The sequence below is a fragment of the Rhodococcus opacus genome (genome assembly GCF_012396235.1).
GTDB lineage: Bacteria > Actinomycetota > Actinomycetes > Mycobacteriales > Mycobacteriaceae > Rhodococcus_F > Rhodococcus_F opacus.
The window spans coordinates 111,353-136,907 of record NZ_JAAXPA010000022.1 but is presented as its reverse complement, the minus strand read 5'-3'; the positions used below and the strand labels follow the sequence as shown (position 1 = coordinate 136,907).

The following is a 25,555-nucleotide window of genomic DNA, read 5'->3' as shown; positions in this document are numbered from 1 at the left end:
CGAAACCTAGAGGTGCTGCGCGTGCGCGTCCCTCATATCATCGGTGAAACGCCGAACAGTGCGGCCAACAACACAACCCACCCTGAGCAGCAGAAATGGCGCCCACATAAACCCGAGGAGCGCCATGCATGTTCGAGTCTAGCGAGTCGCCGCACGCGTGGCAATACTCGGACGGAAGACCTCACCGCACGCGATGCCGGCCACCCTCGGCCCACCAGGGGTCGTTACCGTTCTGGCAGAATTGACCAGACGTCGCGAGAACTGCGGCGCCGGTTCACGCCGCGTTGGTGCACTTCGGGAGGCGAACGATGCCGAATGATCCTTCGGAGATGACGCATACCGGAGACGATGGACCCAGCGCCGTCTTCGCGAAGCTGGCCGAGATGGTGTACAACGGCGACGAGTTCGCTCAGGTCTACCAGGCCATCTGCGATGCCGCCGCCACCCTGGTACCCGGGTGTGACCACGCCAGCCTCATGCTGAAGGAGAACGATCGCCACGTCACCGTGGCCGCGAGCGACGACATCGCGGCCCGGGTCGACGCCCTCGAGCGAGCCGAGCAGGAAGGGCCCTGCCTCGATGCGATCGAGAACGATGCACCGCAGGTCGAAGCCGAGCTGGCCCGTTCGACCCAGTGGCCACGCCTTGCCCGTCGGGCAACTGCCGAAACCCCGGTCCGGGGCGCTGCCGGGTTCCGGCTGATGATCCGCGGCCGCAAGGTCGGCGCACTCAATTTGTTCTCGGACAAACCAGGAGAATTCACCGACGAATCGATTGATCAGGCGATTCTGATCACGGCGTTCGCGGCGGTGACGCTGACAGCGCTCCACGAACACCAGGAAGCGCAGACCCTGCGTGAGGGCCTGGCCAGCAACCGCGAGATCGGAAAAGCGATCGGATTGTTGATGGCCTTCCACGACATCTCCGAGGGTAGAGCCTTCGACTTGCTTCGCAAGACGTCGCAGGACATGAACATCAAGCTCACGGGTGTCGCACGGGAAGTCATCGCGCATCACAATTCGAAGTTCGACTGACACGTCCTCGGCTCACGAGCGGGACCCCCACCTGCCTCCGTTAGAGCGCGTTGGCAATCGGTTGATGCCGATCTGGTGGAGACGTAGTGTTGATCGCGCGTGGTTGAGAACACAGCCGCAGATTGTCCGGAGGCCGCAGCAGTGCGCGGTGGACAAATATTGTGTGCACTCCCACTGCGGTCTTGGTGCCGCTGCGCTCCATTCGGCGCGCGGACACCAACTGAGTGCACGCGATCGGAGGGTCATGAAACCATCACGCACGTCGTTCCGGGTCACTCCCCTGACCGCAAAGCCGACCGGCCACGTCACACGGGATGCGCTCAACCGTGACCGTGGATTGCGGATGGCCGTCGAGTTCGCGCCGGACGCCGACGCCACGGTGGGACGAATCTCTGGCGACATCGATGTGCTCGCCGCTCCTGCCTTCGCGCTCGCTCTCGCGCACCTGACCGACGGGGGCTCCCGTTCACGCATCATCGTCGACATGACTGCAGTCGACTTCGTCGGAACCTCGGGATTGTCGATCCTGTCCGAGTTTGCGGAATCTGCTAGGCGGCAGCACATTGCATGGGTGCTGGCGGGCAATCGAGCGGTGCTCCGACCTGTCGAGGCCATTGGCCTCGACGCGATGATCCCCACGTGCCGCACGGTTCGCGACGCCTTCGAGAGGGTGGAGAAAATCGCACACAGCTGATCGGAGTCGACATGTCCGGGAAGCAGCCCACTCGTGGGCGTCAGGAGGCAAGCGTCGCGGAGACCGCGCGTGCACTTCTCGACAACGCCGGCCCGACGTACGCGTCCGCGTCGCACGTGACCTTGAAGGACACCCCGACGCCGCTCTTCCAACTGCTGACACTGTCTTTGCTGCTGAGCACGCGGATCTCCTCGGAGATCGCTGTCGCGGCGGCCCGGGAACTGTTCCGAGCGGGCTTGCGCAGCCCACGCGCGGTACGCACGGCGGACCGTCGCACCATCATCTCTGCACTCGGCAGAGCGGGTTACGTGCGCTATGACGAGAGCACGGCTACCCGTCTGCACGCCGCCGCAGTTCGAGTCGACGACGAGTATGGCGGCGACCTGCGCCGGCTGGCCCGAGCCTGCGATCAGGAGATCTCCGGAGCAGTTCGGTTACTGACGGAGTTCGATGGAATCGGCCCGGTGGGCGCCGACATCTTTCTCCGGGAAGTTCAGGACGTGTGGCCGTGGGTGCGGCCCTACTTCGACACGCGAGCGAGCAAGTCTGCGCGCGAGCTGGGACTGCCGGACGATCCCGACGCACTGTCCGCCCTTGCCCCGGAGGGTCGAGTGGCGGAACTGGCGGCCGCCCTGGTGCGGGTCTCTCTCGACACGCAACTTCGGGAGGATGTGCGCGGCAATACGTGCTGAGAACCGGCGCCGGTACTACTCCGCTCTGATCGCCTTCGACTCGCGCTCGTCGTCCTCGCGGAACATTGCTTCGATGCGGTTCTTGATCTCCATCGTGCTCATCGAGCCACGAGAGGGGGCGAAGCCGCGATTGCGAGCGGAGGTGGGCGTGGTGAAGGTGTTCATGTGAGTGCTTTCTGTCTTCTGCGCCGGCGAGTGCCGCGTGGTGGTCGAAGGGTGCGCCCGCGAGGCGGACGGTTAGATCAGGAGCGCGGCGAGTACTACGGCGGCGAGCATTGACACGGAGGTGGCGACGGCGACGAGCACGGATCCCGTCACGACGACTGCGGGCGCGGTTGCGGTTGCCGCCGAGACAGAGGCGATGTACACGGTCGGACGCAGCGTGTGGCGGCGTCGCAGCTCCTCGACAGTGGGCGGCGACGTCGTGCGCTGATCGTCCTGGTGCACCGTGGTGCGGGTCATGAGTTGGCGTACCCCGTTGTAGCAGCTGAGTGACTCGAGTCACAAACTTACGAGTATGTTGTACATCACAACATGCCCTCGCGCCAGTCGGTGCCATCTACACCATGCGCAGGCCGGAGGGGATCATCGCCGAACGGTGGAGCAGCTGACCGCCCGTCACGGATCGCGACGATCGAAAAGAATCCGTGCAGGGATGTCGAGAACCCGCGCGTCGCTTCGTCCCCGGAGTGAACACGGCCAGAATGGGCCGCACCGCACCAAGGAGAACATGATGGCCAAGTACCTACTGCTCAAGCACTACCGTGGCGCGCCCGCATCGATCAACGACGTGCCCATGGACCAATGGACGCCGGAGGAAATCTCGGCCCACGTGCAGTACATGAACGACTTCGCCGCCCGGCTCGAGGGCACCGGCGAGTTCGTCGACAGTCAGGCGCTCTCCGCGGAGGGCACGTTCGTCCGCTACGACGGTGAGGGGCGACCGCCGGTCACCGACGGCCCGTTCGCGGAGACCAAGGACCTGATCGCCGGCTGGATGGTGATCGACGTCGAGACCCGCGAGCGGGCGCTCGAACTGGCCGGCGAGTTGTCCGCGGCCCCGGGGGCGGGTGGGAAGCCGATCCACGAATGGCTCGAGGTGCGCCCGTTCCTGACTGAGCCCCCGACCATCACGGAGTGACGGTGGACGACGCACTTCTGCGGACCCTCACCCCCACCGTGATCGGCGTCCTCGTCCGGCGCGGAGCCGACTTCGCGGCGGCCGAGGACGCCGTGCAGGACGCCCTGATCGAAGCCGTGCGCGCGTGGCCGGATAACCCGCCGCGAGACCCCAAGGGCTGGCTGGTCACCGTGGCCTGGCGCAAGTTCCTCGACGCCACCCGCGCCGACAGCTCCCGCCGAAACCGCGAGGTGCTCGTGGAGGCAGAGCCCGTACCCGGCCCGGGCGAGGCGGTGGACGACACGCTCCAGCTGTATTTCCTGTGCGCGCACCCGTCCCTGACACCGGCCTCGGCCGTCGCGCTCACGCTGCGCGCCGTCGGTGGCCTGACCACACGTCAGATCGCGCAGGCCTACCTCGTGCCCGAGTCGACCATGGCCCAGCGGATCAGCAGGGCCAAGCGGACCGTCTCGAGCGTCCGGTTCGACCAGCACGGCGACGTCGCCACGGTGCTGCGCGTGCTCTACCTGGTCTTCAACGAGGGCTATTCCGGGGACGTCGATCTCGCCGTCGAGGCGATCCGGCTCACCCGCCAACTGGCGGCCATGACCATCCATGAGGAGGTCGCGGGCCTGCTCGCGCTCATGCTGCTCCACCACGCCCGGCGTCCGGCACGGACCCGCACCGACGGCAGCCTCGTGCCCCTCGCCGAGCAGGACCGCAGCCTGTGGAACACCCGCCTGATCGCCGAGGGCGTCGACGTGCTCCAGACAGCCCTCGCCCGCGACCGACTGGGCGAGTTCCAGGCCCAAGCTGCCATCGCTGCGCTCCACGCCGACGCCCAGAAGGCCGAGGAGACCGACTGGGTGCAGATCGTCGAGTGGTACGACGAACTGGTCCGCCTCACCGACAGCCCGGTGGCCCGCCTCAACCGCGCCGTCGCGGTCGGCGAGGCGGACGGCCCGAGAGCAGGCCTGGCTGCCCTTGCGGGGCTCGACCCCACCCTTCCCCGGTACTCCGCGGCCGCAGCGTACCTACACGAGCGCGACGGTGACCCTGCGACCGCAGCGCGGCTCTACGCCGAAGCTGCCCGGTCGGCGCCCAACCTCCCCGAACGCGACCACCTCACACGACAGGCCGCGCGGCTCAACACGCAGCTGCGCAGTTGAACCGCGTCGTATGTGTCGGTTGCTGAGGTGATTGGTTGAGGAGAGGGACGTTGGTTGTTGTGGTGAGGACGGTTGGTTCCTGCTGACGCAACTACGGAGGTATTCTGTAAACCATGGCGTTCCGTCACGGGCCGAATCATATCCTCGTGAGGGATGAAGATTGAGCGGCAATGACCAGCGGTTGCGCGATTCGCGATCCAGTTGTCCCCTGAGTGCCTGAGTGTCGGCCGATGTGTTCCACTCCCCCGTGACCGCTCGGCCGCCCTGGCAGGCCCTCTCCCCCGCTCCGGCATCGGGACAATCCCCAGGGTCCGAGCAATGGGAACGGGATGAATGAGGTCGGGAGTTGTCAGTGGTAGTGCCACTACCCCGGCTCCGTGAAATAGCCACGCCAGAATTCGGGTAATCAACGCGTTCCGTCCGATTCCGAGTCAGATGTGTTGGATTCCGAGGGGCCTGATGCGGTGTTGCCGACGATCATGCAGAGACGACACACACGGTGGGGATCCCACGTACTACCCTGCCGCCGAGTCCCCCACTCCCCCGATGGACGGACTTCAGAACCAGCCTTTGCGCTTCGCCCAGACGAGGAGTGCCCCGGACATGGCGAGCATCACGAGCACGATCGCGGCGACCGAGAGCCATTGTGTCCGTTCGTTCACGATCACATTCATGCCGATGATCGAGGACAAGGCAGTGATCGGCAACGTGACGGCCGCGATGACGGCGAGTCGCTCGGCGGCGATGGTCATCTTGGTGTTCGTGCGTGCCTGGTAGAACTCGATCGTGCCCTGGAGGTAGTCCTTCTGGCCCTTGGCCATCACGGTCAGATGCTGGAACTGGTCGACCGCATCGAGCAGGAGATCCTGCCCCTTGCCGGTGCCGAACGCCTCGATGGTGACCATTCGGCCGTAGACCTCTCGGCTCAACGCGGCCATGGTCCCGACCGTGAGCAGACCGTGTCGCACCCGGAACATCTCGTCGAGAAAGGTTTCCGGGTTACCGAGGTGCCCGCCGGTCACCTGTTGCTCGAGCTTCCACACGTCCTTGGTCAACTCGGCGGTGTACGCCCGCATCCGAGCCGTCAACGCGGCGAGCAACGCGAACGACAATTCGAACCCGGTGACCGGCTGCAACTTCCCCGACTCCAGCCGGCCCAGTACCGTATTCACCTCGACCATTGCGGTCGAGGGATCGATCGCAGGATTTACCGGGCCGTGCACCGTCACCAGGTACCGGCTGCCGATGAACTGGTCCAGTTCGACGTAATGTACGTGTCCGTGCGCTCCTGACTGCGGCGCGTGCAGAACCACGAAGAAGTGGTCCACATATCTATGCACCTTCGGCACCTGATTGCGGTTCATCGAATCCCGCACGGCGAGAGGGTGAAAGCCGAAAACCGTGGTCAATGCGTCGTCCGCCTGATCGTCCCAGGTCGGGACATCCACCCAGACCAACCCGTCGGGGCGGTCGAGCAACTCCCTCAGTTCCGTCACCGCACACGAACGCACACCGTCACGGGAGATGAAGCGGATATCCATATCGGCCTCCTCGCCACGACGGACCGTCACCTCTGTCATAGCACTGCGAGCAGAGACGAGAGGAGACTGAGGCCATGGCTGACGACAGGACTGTGCTGGTTGTGGTGGACGCTGCGAACGTCGTCGGCTCGCGACCCGACGGTTGGTGGCGTGATCGTGCCGGCGCGGCCCGACGATTACTCGCCGAGCTCGCCACCTTCGAACAGCGCCTGGATCAGCCCGCCGAGGTGGTGGTCGTCCTCGAGGGCGCGGCGAAGGCCGCCGTCACCGGAGCGACGAGCGCGGAATTCGAGGGCCTGCGGGTGGTATCGGCGGACAGTTCGGGCGACGACGCGATCGTCGACGTGGTGGCCGCAGCCGCCGAGGCGGACGGCGACCGGCCGATCATCGTCGTCACCGCAGACCAGGGACTCCGCAACCGAGTCGAGGCGCTCGGGGCCCACACGTTCGGTCCGCGCTGGCTCCTGGACCGTATCGACTCCTAGCGGTCCCGCCCCTCAGCGGTGGTGCGCGGACCGCTTACCGTCGGTGACCACGAGGTCGAGGATGCGGCCGCGGACCTTCCTCCGCACCAACCCCCACCGTCCGTGGTCGGCCAGCGCGGCACGGGCCGCGTTGTACCCACACATACCGTGGACACCGCCGCCCGGGTGGGTGGCCGAGCTGGCCAGGTACAGCCGGCCGATCGACGTGTCGGGCCCGGACGAACCGGGGGTCGGGCGGAAGACGAGCTGCTGGTACAGCTGGGCGGTGCCGCCGTTGACGGCGCCGCCGTGCAGGTTCGCGTTGCTCGCCTCGAGGTCGCCCGGACGCTGCACGTTGCGCCCGACCACCCGCTCGGCGAATCCCGGCGCGTGCGATTCGAGCATCGCGTCCACCCGGTGCGCGAGCAACTCCGCCGACTCGTCGTCCGTGATTCCCCGCGGCAGATGGGTGTAGGCCCAGGCGCTTTCGGTTCCCTCGGGCGAACGGCTGGGGTCGGATGTCGTCATCTGACCGAACAGCAGGAACGGGTGGGTCGGGATCACGCCTGTGGTCAGGTCGGCCATCCACCGGACCAGTCCGTTGTCGTCGGCGCCCAGATGCACGGTTCCGGCGGATTCGAGGCTCCGCGAGCGCCACGGAATCTTGCGGTCGAGTGCGTAGTTCACCTTGACGACGGGGGTATCCCATTCGAACTTCTCCAGGTCGGCTCGGACGCCCGCCGGCACCACGGAGGAATCCAGCAACCGTCCGTACAGTGCGGGCGCGGAGACATCCGCGAGCACCGCGCGTCTGGTCAGATAGCGGTCGCCGCCCGCAGTCCGAACCTCTGTCGCCACTCCCCCGGTGACCTCGATCGACGTCACCTCCTCGCCGCAACGAATTTCTGCGCCGTTCCGTCTCCCTCGTTCCGCCATCGCGGCGGAGAGTGCGCCGGCCCCGCCGACCGGGACGACGTACCCGTCGTCCTGCGCGAGCATGGTCAGGAGATATCCCATGACTCCGCTTCCGGGTGCGTCGACCGGTGTGTCGGCGTGCATTGCGTTGCCCAGCAACAACACCCGGGCGGATTCCCCGTCGAACAGCTCGTGCGTCATCCGGCGTGCGGGCAGCATGAGGAAACGCACGAGCCGGAGTGCTTCCGCGGTGCCGAGCTGCGACAGCAGTCGTCGTGGTCCGCGGACGGGGGGAAACGGGCTGAACAGGGTGTCGAGGAACGGTTCCTTGACGTCCTTCCACTGCTCGAAGAGCCGGAGCCACGCCTGTCCGTCCCCCGGTTGCCTGCGCTCGAGGTCGGCCGCTGTGTCAGTGGGGTCCCGGTGGATCAGCGGGGCATCGTCGTCGTCCGGGTGCCTGGGGTGCCCGACCGCAGCGGGCGCCTGACTCCATTGCAGACCCACACCCTCGAGGTCGAGGTGCCGGATCGCCGGCGACACCGCCGCCAGCGGATAGAACGCACTGAACAGGTCGGTGCGGAAACCCGGGAAGAGTTCGGCCGACCTGACGGCGCCACCCGGTTCCGGTTGCTGTTCGAGGAGGACGACATCCCAGCCGGCCTCCGCCAGGGTGGCCGTCGCGGCGAGACCGTTGGGCCCGGCTCCGATGACGACGGCGTCGACTGTCCGCACTGTCACGGCGTCAGGGTTTCGTGTTTCGCTCGGCGAGGAACGAGAGCCGGCGCAGGCACTCCAGATTTCGGGGGAGGACCGCGAGGTCCTGCGCCGTCCGCGGAACCCACTTCAGCGGTACGGAGGCTGCGGCCTCGGACATCTGGAGGTGGCAGCCGGATCCACGCGGCTCCAGTCGCAGTCGCACAACGGCCTTCGTGGGCGTCACCTGGGCCAGCAGCCGCAGTTCACGATTCTCTTCGGCGAACAGGACCTCGGTGGAGTCGTCGATCAACGCGGGCCAGGCACCGACCGAGTGATGCAAACGGCTTCCGACGGCGGGCCAGTCGGCGGAGACGGCACGCATGCGTGACGCCCCGACCACCCAGGACGGGTACAGCCATCCGTTGGCGAGAACGGACCACACGTCCGAAGCCGAAGCCGACGTGTCGCAGTGTGCTTCGATGACGACCACTCCCTCGAACGAGTACCTCATGGACTCCCAGCGCTTACCCACGTTCCCCGGATCGAAAACGTGAGCTACGCAATGGTCGCCACGCACCGGGCACTGTGGTTTGCTCGAGCCTATGTCTTCGGAATCCTCTACCGCCGTGAGAGCAGCGCTGTTCGACGTCGACGGCACGCTGGTCGACTCCAACTATCTGCACGTGCGAGCGTGGCAGCAAGCGTTCCGGGAGGTCGGGCACGACGTCGACGCGTGGCGGGTGCATCGCGCGATCGGACTGGATTCGTCGCTTCTCCTGGAATCGCTACTCGGCGACGACGCGGACACGCTCGGGGACCGCGCGAAGGACCTCCACAAGACGTATTACCTCGGCGCGCGGGACAGCATGCGGCCGCTCGCCGGCGCCCGGGAACTGATCCGCGAACTGCACGGGCGTGGTGTGCAGGTCGTCCTCGCCACCTCCGCTCCCGAGGAGGAGCTGGACGTGTTGCGGGAGGTCCTGTCGGTCGACTCGTACATCGCGCACACCACGTCGTCCGAGGACGTCGATTCCGCCAAACCGGATCCCGGAGTGGTTCGCGCAGCGATGGACCGCTCGTCCACGTCCTCGGACACTGCGGTGATGGTGGGTGACGCGGTGTGGGACGGCAAAGCGGCGTCCCGCGCCGGGGTCACCTTTGTCGGTCTCCTCAGCGGCGGAATTTCCCGCGCCGAATTGACAGAGGCCGGCGCGGAGGCGGTGTTCGAGGATGCACAGGACCTACTGGACCACCTCGAGTCCAGTCCGCTCGCGAGGCTGTTGGGGTCCTAGGCTCCGCGGGACGACCACGCCTGCGCGATCTCGGGATACGCGTCAGCGATCTCGTCGACACGCTCGTCGGTCGCGGTGTCTATCTCGGCGCGATGGCGCTGCGCTGTGACCAACGGCCCCTCCGATCCCCCGGATCCCGAACCTCCGGCAGGCGCGTTCGCCTCCCATTCGTGGATCACCTCGTCGAGGCGAAGTGCGACGAATTCCTTCTTGCTCTCAGTCATCACCTGTTCCTTTCGTTGCGTCGTGCCGAAAACGCCGTGGTTTCACGACTGTGCCCCTACGCCCTCACCGGCTGCGAACCGCGATTCCGAATCGGTGACCAGCCCGATCGACACGAGTGGGCGGGGGAAGAGCAGATCGGTGAGGTAGGCAAGAGCGACCGCCCAGCGGTTGGCCGCGTTCGGCATCGCGTAGAGGTGGTAGGCGCGCGTGACCACCTTCGCGAGGAACCCCGACAGCTGAATGCCGAGGGGGTTCGCGACGGCGAACCCCGGGCCGAGATCCACGACGAGACCCATGTCGCGATGGCTGTACGGTTTCGGGTCGCCGACGCCCAGGCTTGCCGCGACGTTGCGGGCCAGGGCCTGTCCTTGCCGCACGGCGTGCTGGGCGGTGGGAGGGGTGACCGATCCGCTGTTCTTCGGGTCGGGAACAGCCGCGGCGTCGCCGCCCGCGAAGACGTCGGGATGCCCGTCCACCGAGAGGTCGGGGCGCACCGTCAACCACCCATTCTCGGTGGGTAACCCGAGCGTGTCGATGAGGGGGCTGGCGGTCACTCCCGTCACCCAGGCGACGGTGCGGGTCGGGATCACGGTGCCGTCGTCGAGCGTGACATGTTCGGGTCCGAGTTCTGTGAGGGTGGTTTCCAGGCGCACGTCGATGCCGCGGGAACGCAGCACGTCCAGCACCTTGCCGCCCAGCTTCTCCCCCACCTCCGGCATCACCGTGTCGGCGGCGTCGAGCAGCAGGAAACGGATCTTCGCGGGGTCGAGGTTACGCCGCGCGGCCGCTTCGTCGGCGAGGGCGCGCAGTTGTGCGGTGAGTTCCGTGCCCGCGTAGGACGCACCCACCACGACGACCGTCCGGCGGGCGTCGGCGACCGAAGGGTCGGTGTCCCGCTCGGCGAGTTCGATCTGGGTGAGGAGCTGGTCGCGGAAGTACAGCGCCTCGGCCGGCGTCTCGAGCCCCCTCGCGTGCTCGGCGAGCCCGGGAATGTCGAACAGGCGGGTCACCGATCCGGGGGTGATTACCACCCGGTCCCAGGCCACGTCCTCGACGCCCTGCTCGCAATCGGTCACGTGCACGGTGCGGGCTCCGAAGTCGACGGAATCGACGCTGCCCTTCACCAGTTCGACGTGCGGCAGCGCCTCGGACAGAGGAACGGTGACGAACCGAGCGTCCAGGATTCCGCCCGCTACCTCCGGCAGGAGTGGGGTGTACAGCATGTAGTCGTGTGGCGAGATAATGGCGATGCGGGCATCGGTCCCCCGGAGGCGCCGCGCGAGAGCGCGTGCGCATTCGAATCCGGCGAAGCCGCTTCCCACCACTACGATGCGAGTTGGCTCTCCAGCTGATTCGTTGGTCATACAGAACACTGTCCCCACCCTGGGCTCGAACGAAACAATCGCCGGCGTCGCTGCACCGCGGTGTGAGGACGGCGAATACGGGTACTCGCCGTACCGAGAGCGATCGATGGGATCGAATGCGAAGGGCGGGAAGATGAGTGCCGTATCGAAGGCAATGTACAAACCGTTGGCGCTGGCCGCGAGTGTCGCCGGCGGAATCGCGGCCAGTGCGGTTTTCGGTCAGGTGTGGAAGCGTGTCGCCGGCGAATCGGAGGCTCCCGACCCCCAGGATCTCTCACGCAGCACCCGCGAGGTGCTGATCGCGGCGGCCGTGCAGGGCACCGTATTCGGCCTGGTCAAGGCGGCGGTGGACCGCGCAGGCGCGCAGGGATACCGGAAGGTGGCGCACGCCGACCCCCGGTAGATCGAGGCTGTTGTCATAGAACCCCTTAGGCTGAGCCGATGCGTACTCGTTTCGCGGAAAACCTCGACAGCCTGTCCGGCGATCTCGCCTCAATGTGCCGGCTGTCCGTTACCGCGATGTCGGAGGCGAGCGACGCACTGCTGCAGGCAGACCTCGAGCTCGCCGAGCACGTCATCGACGTGAGCGGCGAGCTCGACGATGCCGCGGCGCACTGGGAGAAGCGTGCCTTCGCCCTGCTGGCGCTGCAGGCACCGGTCGCGCACGACCTCCGATTCATGGTCGGCGGCCTCCACATTTCCGCGGATCTGCACCGCATGGGCGGTCTCGCTGTGCACATCGCGAAGATCGCCCGTAGACGGCATCCCGATCACGTCGTTCCCGACGAGGTGCTGGACGTGTTCACCGAGATGGGCGCCGTCGCCGTCGCGCAGGCGAGGGAAACCGAGCAGGTGCTGCAGCACCGCGATCCCGAGCGCGCACGCGGCTTGCTGACGGCGGACGAGGCGATGGACGATCTCCATCGGAGCCTGTTCACGATCACCCAGGCCGAGGACTGGCCGCACGGTGTCCAGTCGGCCGTCGACATCACCCTGCTCGGCCGCTTCTACGAGCGGTTCTGCGACCACACGGTCGAGATCGGCAGGCGCGTCATCTTCCTCGAGACCGGGAGCCTGCCCGAACAATGAGGGCGACTCCGGGTCAGCTCAACCCTTCCGCCGCGGCCACCGACGGCACCGGACCCCGGGTGTAGACGTCGAGGTGGAAGTCCGCGTCCCGGTACGCCCCGGCACGGTGGAGGCCGTCGGTCGCCGCGACCGTCTCGTGCACCGCGCGCCCGGTCTGCGGATACTCCGGTACCGAATGCTGCCAGTGGACCGCCACGAGGGTGCCACCCTCTTCGAGGGCGTCGACGGCACGTCCCAGCGTGGTCGTGAGGTCGGCGGGCGTCAGGTAGTACAGCACCTCACTGAGCACCACGAGGTCGAAGCTGCCGGGTGGCCACGGGTCGAGCAGCGATGCCCGGCCGAGTTCCACCCGGTCTGCCAGTCCTTCGCGACGCAGACGGTCCCGTGCGCTCTCCAGCGCACGCGGTACCACGTCGGTTGCGACGACCCGGTCGCAGCGTCGCGCCAGGTGCGCCGTGAGCACGCCGATCGAGCACCCCGGTTCGAACGCCCGCCGATAGTGCGGGCGGGGCAGGGCCGCGAGAGTGAGCGCGTACTTGCGGCGTTCGTACCATCGTTCGTCGAAGCCCCACGGATCCGCCGATTCGGCGTACATCGTTTCGAAGTAGCCGGGATCCATCGCGCTCACCACAGCACCCATTCCGTTGTCCGCATCAGTCTCGCGAGCACCCACGGCGGGAGGATCGCGGCGTCCCGCGGGTCTTCGGAAAGCGGGAGAATCTGGGTGCGGAATTCGTCGACGGCACGGCGTTTGCGTTCCAGGATCTCCGCGGCCGGGGTCAGGACGCGTATCCGGTTCCAGGGCACCGCCGGATCGGCCGGCCGCGCCCAGTGCCACATCCAGACCGGATACTCGATCAGTCGGTGACCGGTGATCGAACAGGCTTCTGCCGCAGCTCTTCCGGTGGCTTCGTGATCGGGATGGCCGTCGCCTCGCCAGGTGGCGAGCACCCACACCCTCTCCGCTTCTCCGGGGGTCGCGGTGAGCACGTCGACGAGGCGGGTGGTGAGTTCGTGCTCGTGCGCGCTCACCCCGCCGTCCGGTATTCCGAGTCGTAGTGGTTCGCCGACACCCAGCAGTGCTGTCGCCTGGTTCGATTCCGCGATCCGTGCGGCGGCCAGTGCGTCGGGCGTCAGCGTCGGCGAGTCGGGGTGGGACGCCGCACCGTCCGTCACCGCCACCACCACGACGGGAATACCGGCGGCCGCGGCGGTAGCCATCAGCGCGCCCACACCGAGTACCTCGTCGTCGGGATGTGGTGCGACGACGACCAACCGGTCGCACTCCGCGAGTGGTACCGGCTGGAAGGGGGTGGACGCCAGCCACGGCTGCCATTCGTCCTCCGGTGTGCCGCGCGCGGCCACCGGGAGCTCCCGGAATCTGGTGCCGTTGTCCACTGTCAGTCCTCCCCCGCGACGAGTGCGCCGAGTGTCGCGAGATCGCGCTCGGCGTGGGATTGCCGGATGTACACGAGGAGGTCCGCGACATTGCGGGCATGGCCGGCATCCGTCGCGAGGGGCGCGGCACCCAGCGCGCGGCCGACGCGGTCGATCACGTCGCTCGCGGTCCGCTCGATCAGCGCCCGCACCCGGAACGCGCGCGTCTGAGCGGACCTCCGATCGAGGGGGCTCGCATCCACCTCCCCGGCCGCGGACTCGAATGCCCATCGTGCCGCGCTGACGGCGACGTCGATCGCGCCGAGGTGCGCGAGCTGGTGACTGTCCGCGCGGCCGCTCCGGGCCCGCACCCGCAGCGGTTCGGCGACGGCGAGCGCGCCCCCGAACCAGCACGCCGCCACCCCGATGCCGCCGTGCCAGAACCCGGGACGGTCGAGGTACTCGTCCGCAGCGCCGACCGGTCGCGCGGGAACGCCGTCGAACGTCACCGATTCGGTGTCGGTCGCCGCCATGCCCGAATTTCGCCAGCCTCCGTGGCCCGCCGTGACACCCGATTCCCGCAGGTCGACGGCGAACAGCCGGGGTTGCCCGTCGACTCGTGCCGTGACCAGGGCATGCGTGCACATCGACGCCCCGGAGCACCATGCCTTCGTCCCCCGCAGGCGCCACCCGGCCGCGTCGTGGGAGGCGTCCAGCACGGGGTGCGGTGGCTCGCTGGCCCACACACCCCAGAACTCGTTCCGGCCGGCGCGGGTCCCGTCGAGTTCGGCGAGGATCGCGTCCGCGTCTGCGTGCGCCTCGAGGAGCCGGCCGACCGAGAGGTCGTGGCGGCACCACTGCGTCAGCCGCGCCCATCGGGCTGCGGTCGAGCCGCCGCCCGGCAGCGGCAGTTCCGCGTCCCCCGAAAGGATGATCGCCCGCACTGCTGCGGCGGCGGGGCTGCTGTCGTGGGTCACGTCGGCGCTCATCGGTCCTGCAATCCCTCGAGGTACGTGGCGAACCCCTGCGGAGCTCGGGCCTCGACTCGCGCCGACGTCTCCACCGGGGCGTCGATACTCCACACCACGTTCGCTCCCCGCCCGACCATCCGCTGCACCAGATCCACGTCCTCGTGCGCGGGCAGTGCGGCAAAACCTCCCACCGCCCGATACAGATCCGCGGAGAATCCGAGGGACGCGCCGTGCACGTGCCCATGGGCGGCGCCGGACCGGTAGGCGCTGCCGTACCGCGACCGGACGTGGTCGGGCCAGCCCGACCAGTCGGTGACCGCCACCGTGCCCGCCACCAACTGCGCCCCACGACTCGCGTGCTGCAGGTGGGACGAGAGCCAGTGGGCGGGGACCTGCGAGTCCGCGTCCGTCGTGGCGAACCATTCGTGTGAGCGTGGGGCGACCCAGTCGAAACCCGCACGACGGGCCGCGCCGACGTTCCGCGCACCCAGGACCACGACGTCGACGTCCGCTTCACGGACGACGGCTTCGCTGCCGTCGGTACATCCGTCGAGCACCACCACCGTCGTGACCGGCACGGACACCTCCCGCGCGGCGGCACGCAACCCCTCCAGACAATGCGGTAGCAGCGCTTCTTCGTCGTGGGCGGGCACGACCACCGTGATGTGCTCGACGCGCATGACGTCCCCCTCCTGATCACTCACTGTTTCCGGGTTCAGCAAGTACCCAGTCCGTCGTCAGGGGAACCACAACCGTTCGGCGTTGACGACGGCAACCTGGTGCGCGACCGGGACGGGTAGCGCACCCAGCAACGTACGGATTTGACGTCCCCGGGTCTTCACCGTCTCCGCCCTGCCCACGGTGTCCGTGCCGACGACGAATCGGTCGCGATGCCGGGTGATCACTTCCACCCAGTCGGCGGCGACGTCGGAGCCGTCGACGATTCGATCCAGCAGCACCCACGACAGTTCGACGGTCAAGTTCGGGTGCCGACCCAGTAGTTCGCGGACCAGGCCCAACTGACCGCTGGGGTCGACGCGGCGCGACACCCCCGCGTGGCACCAGACGACGGAGGTCGACCGATGCCGTTCGAGGGCTCGCTCGAGTGCGCCGATGTACTCGTGCCTGCCCGGCATTCCCATCGAGGCGGAATCGTGGTGGAGCGAGATCGGCACCTGCTTCTCGGCGCAGAACGCGAGAACCTCGTCCATCGCCACGTGGTCGGGTGAGGGCACCTCACCGAGAGTGAGATTCGTGAGGTCGTCATGCCGGAACATGACCTCACCGACACCGGCCCAGCGATCGGTGCGATTCCACACGAATTCGAGATGATCGACCGCGAGGCGATCGGTGGGATCGAAACCACAGACGAGCGGCGCCACCGTCAACCGGCCGTCGGATTCGAGTTCGGGTAGCAGGTCGAGGACGATGGCGTCGGTCAGCGAGTGGTAATGACACGGCGCGTTGTCGTCGAGGTAGTAGTCCGGCCGCACCGGCTCGGCCGTCGACCACTTCTTCTTCAGCGGGAGACCGAACACCACGGCGCGCTGCGCACCGGCGTCGACCAGGGTGTCTCTTAATTCGTGCACGGCGGCGGGATGTTGCAGGAAGTCCACCAGATGCACGTGCGTGTCGATCCACTGAGCAGAGGCCATGTGGTCCGATATACCAGCAATCCCCGCGGGAGCCGACTCTGATTCGGGATCTGTGCCCGCGGGTAACCTCCCGCCATGAATGTCGCGGACAGCCCCCGCTACCGGAAGATCACCCTCACCGTGGACGGTGAGGAACGGACACTCGAAGTCGACACCCGCACGACGCTGCTCGACGCGCTTCGCGATCACCTCGGGGTGACCGCGCCCAAGAAGGGCTGCGACCACGGCCAGTGCGGCTCGTGCACCGTCCTCCTCGACGGCAGACGGGCCACGTCCTGCCTCACGTTCGCCGTCGCCCACGACGGGGACCGCGTCGTCACCGCGCACGGACTGGCCGACGGAGAGGTGCTGCATTCCGTTCAGCAGGCGTTCGTCGAACAGGACGGACTGCAGTGTGGTTACTGCACGCCCGGTCAGATTTGTTCGGCGATCGGGATGTTCGACGAGTTCCTGGCCCTGCACCCGAGCGCCGTCACCGAGAACCTGACCGCTCCGCCCGAACTCACCGACGACGAGATACGGGAGCGGATGAACGGAAACCTCTGCCGGTGCGGCGCGTACCCGAACATCCTCGCGGCGATCAGGCAGGCGGCGGAGGCGTGATTCCCTTCGATTACGAGCGGGCCACCGACGTCGACAGTGCCGTCGCCACGGTCACGGGTGACCCGCGGGCCTCGTTCCTCGCCGGCGGCACCAACCTCGTCGACCACATGAAGCTCGGGGTGGCGCACCCGCATCTCCTCGTCGATGTGAGCCGTCTTCCCCTCGACGACGTCGCCGAACTTCCGGACGGCGGGCTCCGGATCGGGGCGGCCGTCCGCAACAGCGATCTCGCCGCGCAAGACGTCGTCCGCGCCCGGTACCCGATGCTGTCGCGCGCGCTCCTCTCCGGTGCGTCGGGACAGCTGCGCAATGTCGCGACCACGGCGGGAAACCTGCTTCAGCGGACCCGGTGCGTGTACTTCCAGGACGTCTCGACGCCGTGTAACAAGCGGGAGCCCGGCACCGGATGTTCCGCGATCGGCGGTTACGTGCGCTACCACGCCATTCTCGGCGCGTCGGAGCACTGCGTCGCTGTGCACCCGTCCGACATGGCCGTCGCGATGGCGGCGCTCGACGGTGTCGTGGTGGTGCGCAGTGCCGACGGTGAACGGCGAATCCCGTTGAGCGAGTTCTACCGGCTTCCCGGGGACCGGCCCGAGCACGACACCGTCCTCGCGCACGGCGACCTCGTGACCGCCGTGGAGCTGCCCCCGCCGCCCGCCGGAAACCGGTCCGCGTATCGGAAGGTGCGCGACCGTGCCTCCTTCGCGTTCGCGCTGGTGTCGGTGGCCGCCGAGCTGACGATCGAGGATGCGTCGATCACGTCGGCACGGGTCGCGCTCGGCGGGGTCGCACACCGGCCCTGGCGCGCCACGCTCGCCGAGGAGGTCCTCGTCGAATCGCAGCCGACGGAGGACACGTTCACCGAGGCCGCTGGCGCGGAACTCGCGGCGGCACAACCACTTCCGGGAAACGAATTCAAGGTCGAACTGACCCGGCGGGTGCTCGTGTCGGTACTTCGATCACTCACCGAGGAGGCGCGCCGATGACCCTCGTCGATCCGAAGGTGATCGGAACCTCCGCCGAGCGGCTGGACGCCCACGACAAGGTGACCGGTTCGGCGTTGTATGCGTTCGAGTACCCCGTGGAGCAGCCGACGTATCTGCATCCGATCCTGTCGACGATCGGACGCGGCCGGGTCAGGGCGATGCACACGGCCGACGCGGAAGCCCTGGACGGGGTGCTCGCGGTCCTGACGGTGTTCGACGCGCCCCGCCTCGCGGACACCTCGGACGGGGAACTCGCGATCCTGCAGGACCCCGAGGTTCACTTCCGCGGCCAGTTCGTGGGTGCGGTGGTCGCGGAGACACCGGAGGTCGCCCGGCACGGCGCGAGCCTCGTGCGTGTCGACTACGACGTGGAATCCCACGACACCGACTTCCATTCCGGCCGGGACGACCTGTACGCCCCCGAAGACGTGAACGCGGGGTTCCCGACCGACACCGAGGACGGCGACGTCGACGCGGCACTCGCCGCCGCCGCGGTCACGGTCGATCAGGTGTACTCCACCGCGATGGAACACAACAATCCGATGGAACCGCACGCCGCCATCGCCCGATGGACCCCGGGCGGCAGCGGACCGGTTCTGACGCTGCACGATTCGACGCAGGGCGTCCACTCCGTGCGGCAGACGCTGGCACCGATGTTCGGACTCGAAGTCGAGCAGATGCGGGTGATCGCCCCGTACGTCGGCGGCGGCTTCGGCTCCAAGGGACTGCCGCACGCGCACGACGTGCTCGTGGTGCTGGCGGCGCAGCGGGTGGACGGCCGGCCGGTGAAGTTCGCGCTCACCCGGCAGCAGATGTTCGCCCTCTCCGCGTATCGCACCCCGACGGTGCAGCACATCCGGCTCGGGGCGGATGCGGACGGACGGCTGACCGCGCTCTCCCACGAGGCGATCGTGCAGTCCGCGAAGATCAAGGAATTCGCCGAACAGGCGGCAGTCCCGTCGCGGCTGATGTACTCCGCGGGCACCCGGTACACCACCCACCGTCTCGCGTCCCTCGACGTGCCCGCCCCCTCCTGGATGCGTGCGCCCGGCGAGACCCCGGGCATGTTCGCGGCCGAGGTGGCGATGGACGAACTGGCCGAGGCCTGCGGACTCGACCCGATCGAACTGCGGATCCGCAACGAACCCGACGTCTACCCGAGTACGGGCCGCCCCTGGTCGGGTCGGCGCCTCACCGACTGCCTGCGGGAGGGCGCCCGGCGCTTCGGGTGGGCGGACCGCGACGCGACGGCGCGGGCCGGGTCGGACTCCGAGTGGCAGGTGGGGATGGGCGTCGCGTCCGCAACGTATCCCGCCAACACGTCACCGGGATCGGTTGCCCGGATCGTGTACGAATCCGACGGCACGTACACCGTGCAGATCGGGTCGGTCGACATCGGCACCGGCGCATGGACCGCGCTCACGCAAATCGCTGCCGACGCTCTGGGCTGTCCCCTCGACGCAATCGTCCTGCAGATCGGCGACACGAATCTTCCGTCGGCGACCGTCGCAGGCGGCTCCACGGGTACCAGTTCCTGGGGCAGTGCGATCGTCGCGGCGGCCCGGGCGTTCCGGGACCAGTACGGCACGTCACCCGCCCCGGGCGCGGCGACGAGTGCGGGGACGCCCGACAACCCCGACGCCGACAAGTTCGCGCTCCACTCGTTCGGTGCCCACTTCGTGGAGGCGCACGTCCACCGGGACACCTGCGAGATCCGCGTCGAACGCATGCTCGGGGTGTTCGCGATCGGCCGAGTGATCAACACCCGCACGGTTCGGTCGCAACTCCTCGGCGGGATGACCATGGGCATCTCGATGGCCTTGCACGAGAGCAGTGTGAACGACCCCCGATTCGGTCACGTCGTGACCCAGGACCTTGCCTCCTATCACGTCAGCACGCACGCCGACATCAGGTACCTCGACGCGGTGTGCCTCGACGACGTCGACGAGCACGCCAACCCGATGGGATCGAAGGGCGCCGGCGAGATCGGCATCGTCGGGGCCGCGGCCGCGGTGGCGAACGCTGTTCGTCACGCCACCGGCGTCCGGGTCCGGAAGGTGCCGATCCACCTGGACGATCTGCTGCCCGGGTGATCCACCGGGGCAGCTAGCGCACGTCCCACGCCTGCGCGAGGGACGTGCGCAGGTGACTTTTCATCGCACGGATCTTCTGGACATCGGTGGATTTCGGTGCGAGTCCCTCGAGCACGAGTTCCATGAAGCGTCGGCGGCTGACACCGAATCGCTCCAGCAGTTCCGCCGCGCTGGCACCACCGAACGGTGCCCACTGGATCGCGAAGCTGATCATCCACCGGGCATCCGAGCTCACCGAGTGCATCTGCGCGAGCAGATCGCACCGGCGAAGCGCCAGGCGCAGCCACTCGGTGCCGAACGCTTCCTCCGGTTCGTCCGCGGTCTGTGTCGCCACGCCGATCACCGCTGACCGGCGGAGCGGACCGCGAACACCGGCAATTGTTCCGCCCTCGACGCGGGGCGGAACTCGACGCGAACCGGACAGTCGGACGGTGCCGGGACGTCGCCGTCGATCCAGGTGTAGACCCACGGACCCTCGTCGAGTTCGACGATCGCGATCGTGCACGGGACGAGACCACGGTCCGCCTCGTTCACCTCACGGTGAACCACCTTCGAGGACACGATCGATCCGACGCCACACGACGGGACACGCTCGAGGTTCGACCCCTGACAAGCGGAGCAGGTGGCCATCAACGGCGCGAGCAGGGTCGTGCAGTTGAGGCAGCGTTGGATCATCAGCTCGCATTTCTGGGCGAGTCCCTGCCAGCGGGTCATGCCGTCCGTGGTCACGCCGTCACCCCCGTGAGTTCCTGCCCCACCACGTCGTCTGCCATTCGGTTTCCCCCGATCCACACAAGACACCGGTCGGTGTGCGCCCGACGGAGAATCGGGGGCCGTGGAAGTTGGGGGTCGGGCTTTCGGTGTGTTCGGGGATCAGTGGACATCGGGGGCCTCGGTCTGGAGCCGGATTGGGGGGACGCGTACGAGCATCCCGTCCGCGGCGGCGAAGTACAGCGGCTGAACGACCCGGGGACATACCTATTTCGTCCCGTGCAGGTGCCCGGTCAGGGGCGCGGGTCCTGTGCGTGTTCGACGATCCACGCCGCGATCTGGGTGCGCGAGTTGAAACCCAGTTTCGCGAGAATGTGCTCGACATGCCCCTGCGCCGTGCGCTGGGAGATCACCAACCGGGCCGCGATCGCCTTGTTGGTGAGCCCGTCGGCGACCAGTTCCGCGACCTGCCATTCGCGTCGGGTCAGGTGCGTCGCCCCGTTCGACGCCGACACCGCCTCCGGTCGCTGCTCGTCGAGCGCGTACGCGACCGCATCGTCGAACGACGTGTGCATACCGTGGTCGAAGGCGGCGTCGAACGCGCGGTCCCCGATCACGGCGCGGGCCTGCTGCTCGCATTCCGCGTGGTGGACGAGCAGGTTGGGGTAGACGGTGCTGGGGTTGCCGACGGTCTGCGCGACCGCCTCCGCGGCGCCCATCAGTTCGGCGGCCTGCTGGGCCCGGCCGGCACCCACGGCGACCCAGGCGAGCACCTCGAGTGCCCCGCACGCGCTGATCCGGTCGTCGACCAGATGGGACAGCCGCAGTCCCTGCTTCACGTAGTCGTCGGCGAGGGCGAGGTGTCCGCGTTGCCACGCAGCCATTCCCGCCGCCCACAGCGACCAGCCCCGGTACACGGACTCGCCGTGGGCCTCGGTCAGGGCGAAGATCTCGGATCCGCACATCTTCGCCACTGCCCCGTCGCCCTGCATGCCGCTCACCAGCGCCAACCCGAGCAGTCCCCACGTCAACTGGAGCAGGTTGCCCTTGTCGCGGAATTCGGCGAGCGCATCTTCGAAGCATGCCCGTGCGCGCGGGAGGTCCCCGGCGAACATGGCGCAGCACCCGGCGGCGTGGACCACCAGGGCACGCATCAGCATGTCACCGTTCCTGTCGGCGAGGACGGCGCCCTCGTCGACCAGTGCTTTCGCGGCCTCGCGGTCGCCGTGCATGCCCGCGAGCACGCTGTCGACGTACAGCGCCTCGATCCGTTCCCGGCTCGCGCCGCCCGGGTGCCGTCCCAGCAGCTGTCCGAGCCAACGGCGACCCTCACGGAGCAGTCCGCGGGCGCGCCAGTACGGGTACAGGGCGGCGGCGATCCGCAGCCCCGTCTGGGCCTCCCCCGGCTCGGTCAGGCTGAAATGGAGGGCCGCCCGCACGTTCAGCGTCTCCGCGTCGAGCCGGCTGATCCACATCACCTGCCGGGGTCCGATCCACTCGGCCTCGCACTGCACCACCAGCTGCTCGTACCAGTCGCGGTGCCGCCGGCGCAGCGACACGTACTCCCCGGTCTCCTGCAATTTCTCACGGCCGTAGTCACGCACCGTCTCGAGCAGGTGGTACCGCACCGCCGGCCCCGACTCCTCGCGGATCAGGATCGATTTGTCGATCAACGACGCCACCACGTCGAGGACGTTCTCCACCGGCAGGTCGCCGGCGCAGATTCCCTCCACCGCGTCCAGTTCGAAGCCGCCGGCGAACACCGACAGCCTCGCCCACAGCTCGCGTTCCTCCTCGGTGCACAGCTCGTGACTCCAGTCGACGCACAGCCGCAGGGTCTGCTGCCGGCTCGGCGCGCCCCGCGATCCGACCGTCAGCAGCCGGTAGCGGTCGGTCAGCCGCTGCAGGATTTGTTCCGCCGACATCACCCGCAGCCGCACCGCCGCCAGCTCGATCGCCAACGGCAATCCGTCCAGCCGGCGGCAGATCCGGGCCACCGCCACATGATTGTCCTCGGTGAGTTCGAACTCCGGCACCGCGGTGGCCGCCCGCTCGACGAACAACGTCACCGCCTCGTACTGCGGCAGCCCCTGCAGGGACGAGCGTTCGGGTTCGGGCACTGTCAGCGGCGGCACCCGCAGTACCGCCTCGCCGCCGATGGCCAGCGGTTCGCGGCTCGTCGCGAGGATCCGTAACTCCGGGCAGCTCCGCAATAACGTCTCCGACAACGCGGCGGCCGCGGCGACCACGTGCTCGCAGTTGTCGAGCACCAGCAGCAGTTGCCGGGTCGCGAGGTACTCGGTCAGCAGCACCTCCGGGTTCCCGGAGCGCTGCTCGCGCAGTCGCAGTGCCGCCGACACGGCGTCGACGAGTGTCGTGTCGTCGTCCAGCTCCCCCAGCTCGACCAGCCACACGCCGTCCTCGAATGCGCGGCTCGCATCGGCGGCCACGCGCAACGCCAGCCGGGTCTTCCCGACACCGCCGATCCCGGCGAGTGTCACCAGACGTGACACGGACAGCAGACGTCGCGCCTCGGTCACCTCACGGCGACGGCCGACGAAACTCGTCAGTTCGTGGGGCAGGTTTCCCACTGTGCCCTTCACTGCCGCCGGCATCACACCGTCACTCTCGACTCGCAGTCCCCTGCGCACACGGTACTCCCGGTGCGCGGCGGCAACGACGCTTTCGGCTGCGGGTCCGCGGTCTCGGGGCCCTGCGAACCGGATCACCTCGTCCAGCGGGTGGGCGCCCAGCGACCGGTGTAGGACCGGATGCGGTTGGCGCGGCGGGCCGGCCGGCGAGTGGCGGCCTCGGTCAGGCTGTGCGGGATCATGGCGATCCGGGCGCCGTCGACCACGTAGGCGGCCCCGGTGACGAACATTGCGGCCGGCGCGGTCAGGTACGACGCGACGGCGGCGACTTCCCGGTCGTCGGGGCCGGGCGATGCGAAGTCCGGTTCGACTGCGGGCACCACGACCGAGTTGACGGTGATCGAGTATCGCGCCAGTTCGGCGGCGAGCAGGCCGGTGAGTCCGCCGAGCCCGGACGACGAGGGGGTGATGTTGACGATCCGGCCGCCCTCACCGCTCGCGATCATGTAACGCACGGCGCGTTGAATGCACTCGACGGCGGTGCTGCCGGGGCAGCTGACAAGAACGCCGATTCCGCCCAGTTCCCGGGCGAACTCGTCGACGGCGGCCGCGGAGTCGGGCAGGTCGGCCAGATCCATGCGCTGCACGGCCGCGTTCACCGATCTGGACCGGATGTCGGCGGCGGTGGACTCGGCGCTGTCCCGGTCCGCGGCGTAGGCGAGGCCGATGTGGAACCCGTCGTCCGCGAGCGCCAGTGCGACCGCTCGGCCCATCGGCGAGTCCGATCCGGTCACGACTGCGGTGCGTGTGCTGGGGTGCATGAGTTCGGAATACCCCCTGGTAGATCTGCTCAAACGCTCAACTTTCGGACTGTGTACGGGCAGAACACAATCCGGCGACGAGCCGCACCCGCAACCCGTCGCTGATCGCCGCCGCACCAATCAGCAGTTGGACGGCGCCGGGTCGCCCCGGAACCGGGCGTCGAGGTAGTCCAGGGCGGTCGGCAGGCCCAGCACGGCGGTGGTCAGGTGGTCGGGGCTCGGGAACAGATCGGATTGCACCTTGGCGCCGGCGGCGCAGTAACGCGCGACGGTCGCCTCGATCGAGTCGACCGGGATGAGTACGTCTGTCGGGCTGTGCCATTCGAAGATCGGCGCGGTCGGAACACCCGGGTACAGCTCGACGCTGTTCTCGTTCAGCACCTCCCAGGCCTGCGGGCTGCTCATGAGGTCGGTGGTCTTGGCGACCTCCGTCGCGCTGCGACCGGCGCCGGCCGCCAGAATGCCGTTGGTGCACGCGTTGACCATCTCGTCGCGCATCGCCAGGCCACGATCGTTGAGTTGCTCGCTGATCGGCAGGCGGTCCGGGTACTCACGCTCGAGTCCGAGTGCCGCCGCCATCGCGAGACCGAATGCCGGATGCGGTTGCATGCCGAGTCCGTTGGCCATCTTGCCGATGTTCATGGGCACACCGCCCTCGGCGACACCGACGATGTTCAGTTCCGGCGCGTACGTGGGTGCGAGCGCCGCGGCCCACGCCGACGCCATGCCGCCGCCGGAGTATCCGGCGAGCGCGACCGGGCTCTCCGCCACACCGAGTTCGGGCACCCGCTGAACCGCGCGGATGCCGTCCAGGGTGATGGTTCCGCCGAGTTTCGCGGCACCGTAGGCACTGTTCGGGCCGAGGTGGTCGGGAAGCGCGACCGTCCAGCCGCGCTGCAGTGCGAGGTTCAGTGCCGGCGCCTCCTTGATCTGGAGGTCGGGGTCGTTCGAGTACAGGGTCCGCGACGGCGCGCACCGCGGTCCGAGCGCGTTGATGATGTGCTGATACGACAGCAGCGGCCCGTTCACCGGCCGGGTGCGGGGTACCAGCACGGTGGTGACCGACGAGATCGGGTGGTCTTCCGAGTTGGTGGTGCGGTACTTCACCTGCCAGACGTCGGTGTCGGGGAAGGCGAGCAGCGGCGGCATCGGACGGACCGCGAGGGGCTCCCCGACCGCTGCAGCGGCCAGCCCCTGCGACTGCAGGTAGAAGGGGTCGGGGTCGGATGCGGGATAGATCGGCACGGCGGCCGCGACTCCGACGTTCGCGACGGTGGTGCAGGCGACGAACGCGGCACATAACGCACCCGCGGTGAGGCTCGTGATACGTGCGCGCTTCATGCCGCCTCCTAGTTTGCCTAGAGATCGATTGTTACCGAGTTCGCAGGAGATATCGGTATTCGGGCCCGCCCGTTACGGCAATGCAATGGACGGCGGGCCCGCCGCAAC

General features: G+C 68.1%; 29 protein-coding genes. 12 read left to right on the top strand and 17 right to left on the bottom strand.

All coding sequences use genetic code 11. From position 1 onward, the window contains the following. The first annotated feature begins 308 nt into the window (after nucleotides 1-308). From HGB39_RS26090 to HGB39_RS26080, 3 genes are all read left to right on the top strand, one after another. A complete protein-coding gene (locus tag HGB39_RS26090; RefSeq protein WP_052024113.1) occupies nucleotides 309-1,034 on the top strand; it encodes a GAF and ANTAR domain-containing protein in 726 nt (241 codons plus the stop codon). Nucleotides 1,035-1,278: 244 nt separating this feature from the next. After that, nucleotides 1,279-1,728, top strand: a complete 450-nt coding sequence (locus HGB39_RS26085; protein ID WP_005575073.1) for an STAS domain-containing protein — start codon at nucleotides 1,279-1,281, stop codon at nucleotides 1,726-1,728. 11 nt (nucleotides 1,729-1,739) lie between these two features. Further along, nucleotides 1,740-2,420 carry an HhH-GDP family DNA glycosylase gene (locus HGB39_RS26080; RefSeq protein WP_005575075.1) on the top strand — a complete coding sequence of 227 codons (681 nt, stop codon included), beginning with the start codon at nucleotides 1,740-1,742 and terminating at the stop codon, nucleotides 2,418-2,420. Nucleotides 2,421-2,435: 15 nt separating this feature from the next. Here the strand turns inward: HGB39_RS26080 and HGB39_RS26075 are convergent, their stop codons facing one another. Then, nucleotides 2,436-2,585, bottom strand: a complete 150-nt coding sequence (locus HGB39_RS26075; RefSeq protein WP_155756038.1) for a hypothetical protein — start codon at nucleotides 2,583-2,585, stop codon at nucleotides 2,436-2,438. A 72-nt stretch (nucleotides 2,586-2,657) separates the two neighbouring features. Further along, nucleotides 2,658-2,882, bottom strand: coding sequence for a hypothetical protein (locus HGB39_RS26070; protein ID WP_005575077.1), 225 nt, complete (start codon nucleotides 2,880-2,882; stop codon nucleotides 2,658-2,660). A 271-nt stretch (nucleotides 2,883-3,153) separates the two neighbouring features. Here HGB39_RS26070 and HGB39_RS26065 point away from each other — a divergent pair, with 271 nt between their 5' ends. Next, entirely contained in the window at nucleotides 3,154-3,561 is a 408-nt protein-coding gene (locus HGB39_RS26065) for a YciI family protein (RefSeq protein ID WP_005575079.1), read from the top strand. A gap of 2 nt (nucleotides 3,562-3,563) precedes the next feature. Then, nucleotides 3,564-4,709, top strand: a complete 1,146-nt coding sequence (locus tag HGB39_RS26060) for an RNA polymerase sigma factor (protein ID WP_005575080.1) — start codon at nucleotides 3,564-3,566, stop codon at nucleotides 4,707-4,709. A gap of 557 nt (nucleotides 4,710-5,266) precedes the next feature. On the opposite strand, the gene HGB39_RS26055 is transcribed toward HGB39_RS26060, so the two are convergent. Then, entirely contained in the window at nucleotides 5,267-6,250 is a 984-nt protein-coding gene (locus HGB39_RS26055; RefSeq protein ID WP_043794220.1) for a magnesium transporter CorA family protein, read from the bottom strand. Nucleotides 6,251-6,324: 74 nt separating this feature from the next. On the opposite strand from HGB39_RS26055, the gene HGB39_RS26050 reads away from it, so the two are divergent. Next, on the top strand, nucleotides 6,325-6,735 hold the full coding sequence (locus HGB39_RS26050; RefSeq protein ID WP_005575084.1) for an NYN domain-containing protein: 411 nt from the start codon (nucleotides 6,325-6,327) through the stop codon (nucleotides 6,733-6,735). A gap of 12 nt (nucleotides 6,736-6,747) precedes the next feature. On the opposite strand, the gene HGB39_RS26045 is transcribed toward HGB39_RS26050, so the two are convergent. Beyond that, nucleotides 6,748-8,367, bottom strand: a complete 1,620-nt coding sequence (locus HGB39_RS26045; protein ID WP_043794222.1) for a phytoene desaturase family protein — start codon at nucleotides 8,365-8,367, stop codon at nucleotides 6,748-6,750. 4 nt (nucleotides 8,368-8,371) lie between these two features. Further along, complete coding sequence (locus HGB39_RS26040) at nucleotides 8,372-8,836, bottom strand: SRPBCC family protein (protein WP_005255793.1); 465 nt, start codon at nucleotides 8,834-8,836, stop codon at nucleotides 8,372-8,374. A 91-nt stretch (nucleotides 8,837-8,927) separates the two neighbouring features. On the opposite strand from HGB39_RS26040, the gene HGB39_RS26035 reads away from it, so the two are divergent. Next, on the top strand, nucleotides 8,928-9,617 hold the full coding sequence (locus tag HGB39_RS26035; RefSeq protein WP_043794225.1) for an HAD family hydrolase: 690 nt from the start codon (nucleotides 8,928-8,930) through the stop codon (nucleotides 9,615-9,617). Here HGB39_RS26035 and HGB39_RS26030 read toward each other — a convergent pair. Both HGB39_RS26030 and HGB39_RS26025 read right to left on the bottom strand, forming a co-directional pair. Next, nucleotides 9,614-9,841 (bottom strand): hypothetical protein, encoded by a 228-nt coding sequence (locus HGB39_RS26030; protein ID WP_005575089.1) that lies wholly within the window; start codon nucleotides 9,839-9,841, stop codon nucleotides 9,614-9,616. The two genes, HGB39_RS26035 and HGB39_RS26030, sit on opposite strands and share 4 nt — an antisense overlap. Nucleotides 9,842-9,883: 42 nt before the next feature. Next, nucleotides 9,884-11,206 (bottom strand): NAD(P)/FAD-dependent oxidoreductase, encoded by a 1,323-nt coding sequence (locus tag HGB39_RS26025; protein ID WP_043794228.1) that lies wholly within the window; start codon nucleotides 11,204-11,206, stop codon nucleotides 9,884-9,886. 133 nt (nucleotides 11,207-11,339) lie between these two features. Between HGB39_RS26025 and HGB39_RS26020 the strand changes: the two genes are divergently transcribed. Together HGB39_RS26020 and phoU are read left to right on the top strand one after the other, a co-directional pair. Further along, nucleotides 11,340-11,609, top strand: coding sequence for a DUF4235 domain-containing protein (locus HGB39_RS26020; RefSeq protein WP_043794231.1), 270 nt, complete (start codon nucleotides 11,340-11,342; stop codon nucleotides 11,607-11,609). 38 nt (nucleotides 11,610-11,647) lie between these two features. Beyond that, nucleotides 11,648-12,295: a phosphate signaling complex protein PhoU gene (phoU, locus tag HGB39_RS26015; RefSeq protein ID WP_005255784.1), complete on the top strand. Its 648-nt coding sequence runs from the start codon at nucleotides 11,648-11,650 to the stop codon at nucleotides 12,293-12,295. A 13-nt stretch (nucleotides 12,296-12,308) separates the two neighbouring features. On the opposite strand, the gene HGB39_RS26010 is transcribed toward phoU, so the two are convergent. From HGB39_RS26010 to HGB39_RS25990, 5 genes are read right to left on the bottom strand one after another with little or no spacing between them, the layout of a single operon-like run. After that, nucleotides 12,309-12,926, bottom strand: coding sequence for a class I SAM-dependent DNA methyltransferase (locus tag HGB39_RS26010; RefSeq protein ID WP_043794229.1), 618 nt, complete (start codon nucleotides 12,924-12,926; stop codon nucleotides 12,309-12,311). After that, nucleotides 12,920-13,693: a PIG-L deacetylase family protein gene (locus tag HGB39_RS26005; protein WP_005575095.1), complete on the bottom strand. Its 774-nt coding sequence runs from the start codon at nucleotides 13,691-13,693 to the stop codon at nucleotides 12,920-12,922. Before HGB39_RS26005 ends, HGB39_RS26010 begins: the two co-directional genes overlap by 7 nt. 2 nt (nucleotides 13,694-13,695) lie before the next feature. Then, entirely contained in the window at nucleotides 13,696-14,661 is a 966-nt protein-coding gene (locus tag HGB39_RS26000) for an acyl-CoA dehydrogenase family protein (RefSeq protein WP_064080453.1), read from the bottom strand. Next, on the bottom strand, nucleotides 14,658-15,323 hold the full coding sequence (locus HGB39_RS25995; protein ID WP_005570634.1) for a glycosyltransferase family 2 protein: 666 nt from the start codon (nucleotides 15,321-15,323) through the stop codon (nucleotides 14,658-14,660). Before HGB39_RS25995 ends, HGB39_RS26000 begins: the two co-directional genes overlap by 4 nt. A gap of 57 nt (nucleotides 15,324-15,380) precedes the next feature. Then, nucleotides 15,381-16,298: an amidohydrolase family protein gene (locus HGB39_RS25990; RefSeq protein WP_005570632.1), complete on the bottom strand. Its 918-nt coding sequence runs from the start codon at nucleotides 16,296-16,298 to the stop codon at nucleotides 15,381-15,383. A gap of 75 nt (nucleotides 16,299-16,373) precedes the next feature. Between HGB39_RS25990 and HGB39_RS25985 the strand changes: the two genes are divergently transcribed. The 3 genes from HGB39_RS25985 to HGB39_RS25975 are packed head-to-tail and all read left to right on the top strand — an operon-like array spanning nucleotide 16,374 to nucleotide 19,983. Beyond that, complete coding sequence (locus tag HGB39_RS25985) at nucleotides 16,374-16,901, top strand: 2Fe-2S iron-sulfur cluster-binding protein (protein WP_005255769.1); 528 nt, start codon at nucleotides 16,374-16,376, stop codon at nucleotides 16,899-16,901. Beyond that, nucleotides 16,898-17,890, top strand: a complete 993-nt coding sequence (locus tag HGB39_RS25980) for an FAD binding domain-containing protein (protein ID WP_005570629.1) — start codon at nucleotides 16,898-16,900, stop codon at nucleotides 17,888-17,890. Before HGB39_RS25985 ends, HGB39_RS25980 begins: the two co-directional genes overlap by 4 nt. After that, a complete protein-coding gene (locus tag HGB39_RS25975; RefSeq protein ID WP_168442959.1) occupies nucleotides 17,887-19,983 on the top strand; it encodes a xanthine dehydrogenase family protein molybdopterin-binding subunit in 2,097 nt (698 codons plus the stop codon). Before HGB39_RS25980 ends, HGB39_RS25975 begins: the two co-directional genes overlap by 4 nt. Before the next feature lie 13 nt (nucleotides 19,984-19,996). Here HGB39_RS25975 and HGB39_RS25970 read toward each other — a convergent pair whose 3' ends face one another. The 5 genes from HGB39_RS25970 to HGB39_RS25950 form a co-directional block, all read right to left on the bottom strand. Beyond that, on the bottom strand, nucleotides 19,997-20,326 hold the full coding sequence (locus HGB39_RS25970) for a hypothetical protein (protein ID WP_005570625.1): 330 nt from the start codon (nucleotides 20,324-20,326) through the stop codon (nucleotides 19,997-19,999). Continuing rightward, the gene (locus tag HGB39_RS25965) at nucleotides 20,323-20,712 is read right to left on the bottom strand and encodes a Zn-ribbon domain-containing OB-fold protein (protein WP_005570623.1); all 390 of its coding nucleotides are present in this window, start codon (nucleotides 20,710-20,712) and stop codon (nucleotides 20,323-20,325) included. Before HGB39_RS25965 ends, HGB39_RS25970 begins: the two co-directional genes overlap by 4 nt. A 275-nt stretch (nucleotides 20,713-20,987) precedes the next feature. Further along, a complete protein-coding gene (locus tag HGB39_RS25960) occupies nucleotides 20,988-23,345 on the bottom strand; it encodes an ATP-binding protein (protein WP_043791992.1) in 2,358 nt (785 codons plus the stop codon). A 74-nt stretch (nucleotides 23,346-23,419) separates the two neighbouring features. Further along, the gene (locus tag HGB39_RS25955; RefSeq protein WP_005255758.1) at nucleotides 23,420-24,106 is read right to left on the bottom strand and encodes an SDR family NAD(P)-dependent oxidoreductase; all 687 of its coding nucleotides are present in this window, start codon (nucleotides 24,104-24,106) and stop codon (nucleotides 23,420-23,422) included. Between the two features lie 120 nt (nucleotides 24,107-24,226). After that, nucleotides 24,227-25,447, bottom strand: coding sequence for a lipase family protein (locus HGB39_RS25950; RefSeq protein ID WP_005570621.1), 1,221 nt, complete (start codon nucleotides 25,445-25,447; stop codon nucleotides 24,227-24,229). Nucleotides 25,448-25,555: the final 108 nt, after the last annotated feature.

Excerpts from the sequence above, each read along its gene's own strand:
- HGB39_RS26090 (WP_052024113.1), top strand. The coding sequence starts at position 309 with ATGCCGAATGATCCTTCGGAGATGACGCATACCGGAGACGATGGACCC.
- HGB39_RS26085 (WP_005575073.1), top strand. The coding sequence starts at position 1,279 with ATGAAACCATCACGCACGTCGTTCCGGGTCACTCCCCTGACCGCAAAG.
- HGB39_RS26080 (WP_005575075.1), top strand. The coding sequence starts at position 1,740 with ATGTCCGGGAAGCAGCCCACTCGTGGGCGTCAGGAGGCAAGCGTCGCG.
- HGB39_RS26075 (WP_155756038.1), bottom strand. The coding sequence starts at position 2,585 with ATGAACACCTTCACCACGCCCACCTCCGCTCGCAATCGCGGCTTCGCC.
- HGB39_RS26070 (WP_005575077.1), bottom strand. The coding sequence starts at position 2,882 with ATGACCCGCACCACGGTGCACCAGGACGATCAGCGCACGACGTCGCCG.
- HGB39_RS26065 (WP_005575079.1), top strand. The coding sequence starts at position 3,154 with ATGGCCAAGTACCTACTGCTCAAGCACTACCGTGGCGCGCCCGCATCG.
- HGB39_RS26055 (WP_043794220.1), bottom strand. The coding sequence starts at position 6,250 with ATGGATATCCGCTTCATCTCCCGTGACGGTGTGCGTTCGTGTGCGGTG.
- HGB39_RS26050 (WP_005575084.1), top strand. The coding sequence starts at position 6,325 with ATGGCTGACGACAGGACTGTGCTGGTTGTGGTGGACGCTGCGAACGTC.
- HGB39_RS26040 (WP_005255793.1), bottom strand. The coding sequence starts at position 8,836 with ATGAGGTACTCGTTCGAGGGAGTGGTCGTCATCGAAGCACACTGCGAC.
- HGB39_RS26035 (WP_043794225.1), top strand. The coding sequence starts at position 8,928 with ATGTCTTCGGAATCCTCTACCGCCGTGAGAGCAGCGCTGTTCGACGTC.
- HGB39_RS26030 (WP_005575089.1), bottom strand. The coding sequence starts at position 9,841 with ATGACTGAGAGCAAGAAGGAATTCGTCGCACTTCGCCTCGACGAGGTG.
- HGB39_RS26025 (WP_043794228.1), bottom strand. The coding sequence starts at position 11,206 with ATGACCAACGAATCAGCTGGAGAGCCAACTCGCATCGTAGTGGTGGGA.
- HGB39_RS26020 (WP_043794231.1), top strand. The coding sequence starts at position 11,340 with ATGAGTGCCGTATCGAAGGCAATGTACAAACCGTTGGCGCTGGCCGCG.
- phoU (WP_005255784.1), top strand. The coding sequence starts at position 11,648 with ATGCGTACTCGTTTCGCGGAAAACCTCGACAGCCTGTCCGGCGATCTC.
- HGB39_RS26000 (WP_064080453.1), bottom strand. The coding sequence starts at position 14,661 with ATGAGCGCCGACGTGACCCACGACAGCAGCCCCGCCGCCGCAGCAGTG.
- HGB39_RS25995 (WP_005570634.1), bottom strand. The coding sequence starts at position 15,323 with ATGCGCGTCGAGCACATCACGGTGGTCGTGCCCGCCCACGACGAAGAA.
- HGB39_RS25990 (WP_005570632.1), bottom strand. The coding sequence starts at position 16,298 with ATGGCCTCTGCTCAGTGGATCGACACGCACGTGCATCTGGTGGACTTC.
- HGB39_RS25985 (WP_005255769.1), top strand. The coding sequence starts at position 16,374 with ATGAATGTCGCGGACAGCCCCCGCTACCGGAAGATCACCCTCACCGTG.
- HGB39_RS25975 (WP_168442959.1), top strand. The coding sequence starts at position 17,887 with ATGACCCTCGTCGATCCGAAGGTGATCGGAACCTCCGCCGAGCGGCTG.
- HGB39_RS25955 (WP_005255758.1), bottom strand. The coding sequence starts at position 24,106 with ATGCACCCCAGCACACGCACCGCAGTCGTGACCGGATCGGACTCGCCG.
- HGB39_RS25950 (WP_005570621.1), bottom strand. The coding sequence starts at position 25,447 with ATGAAGCGCGCACGTATCACGAGCCTCACCGCGGGTGCGTTATGTGCC.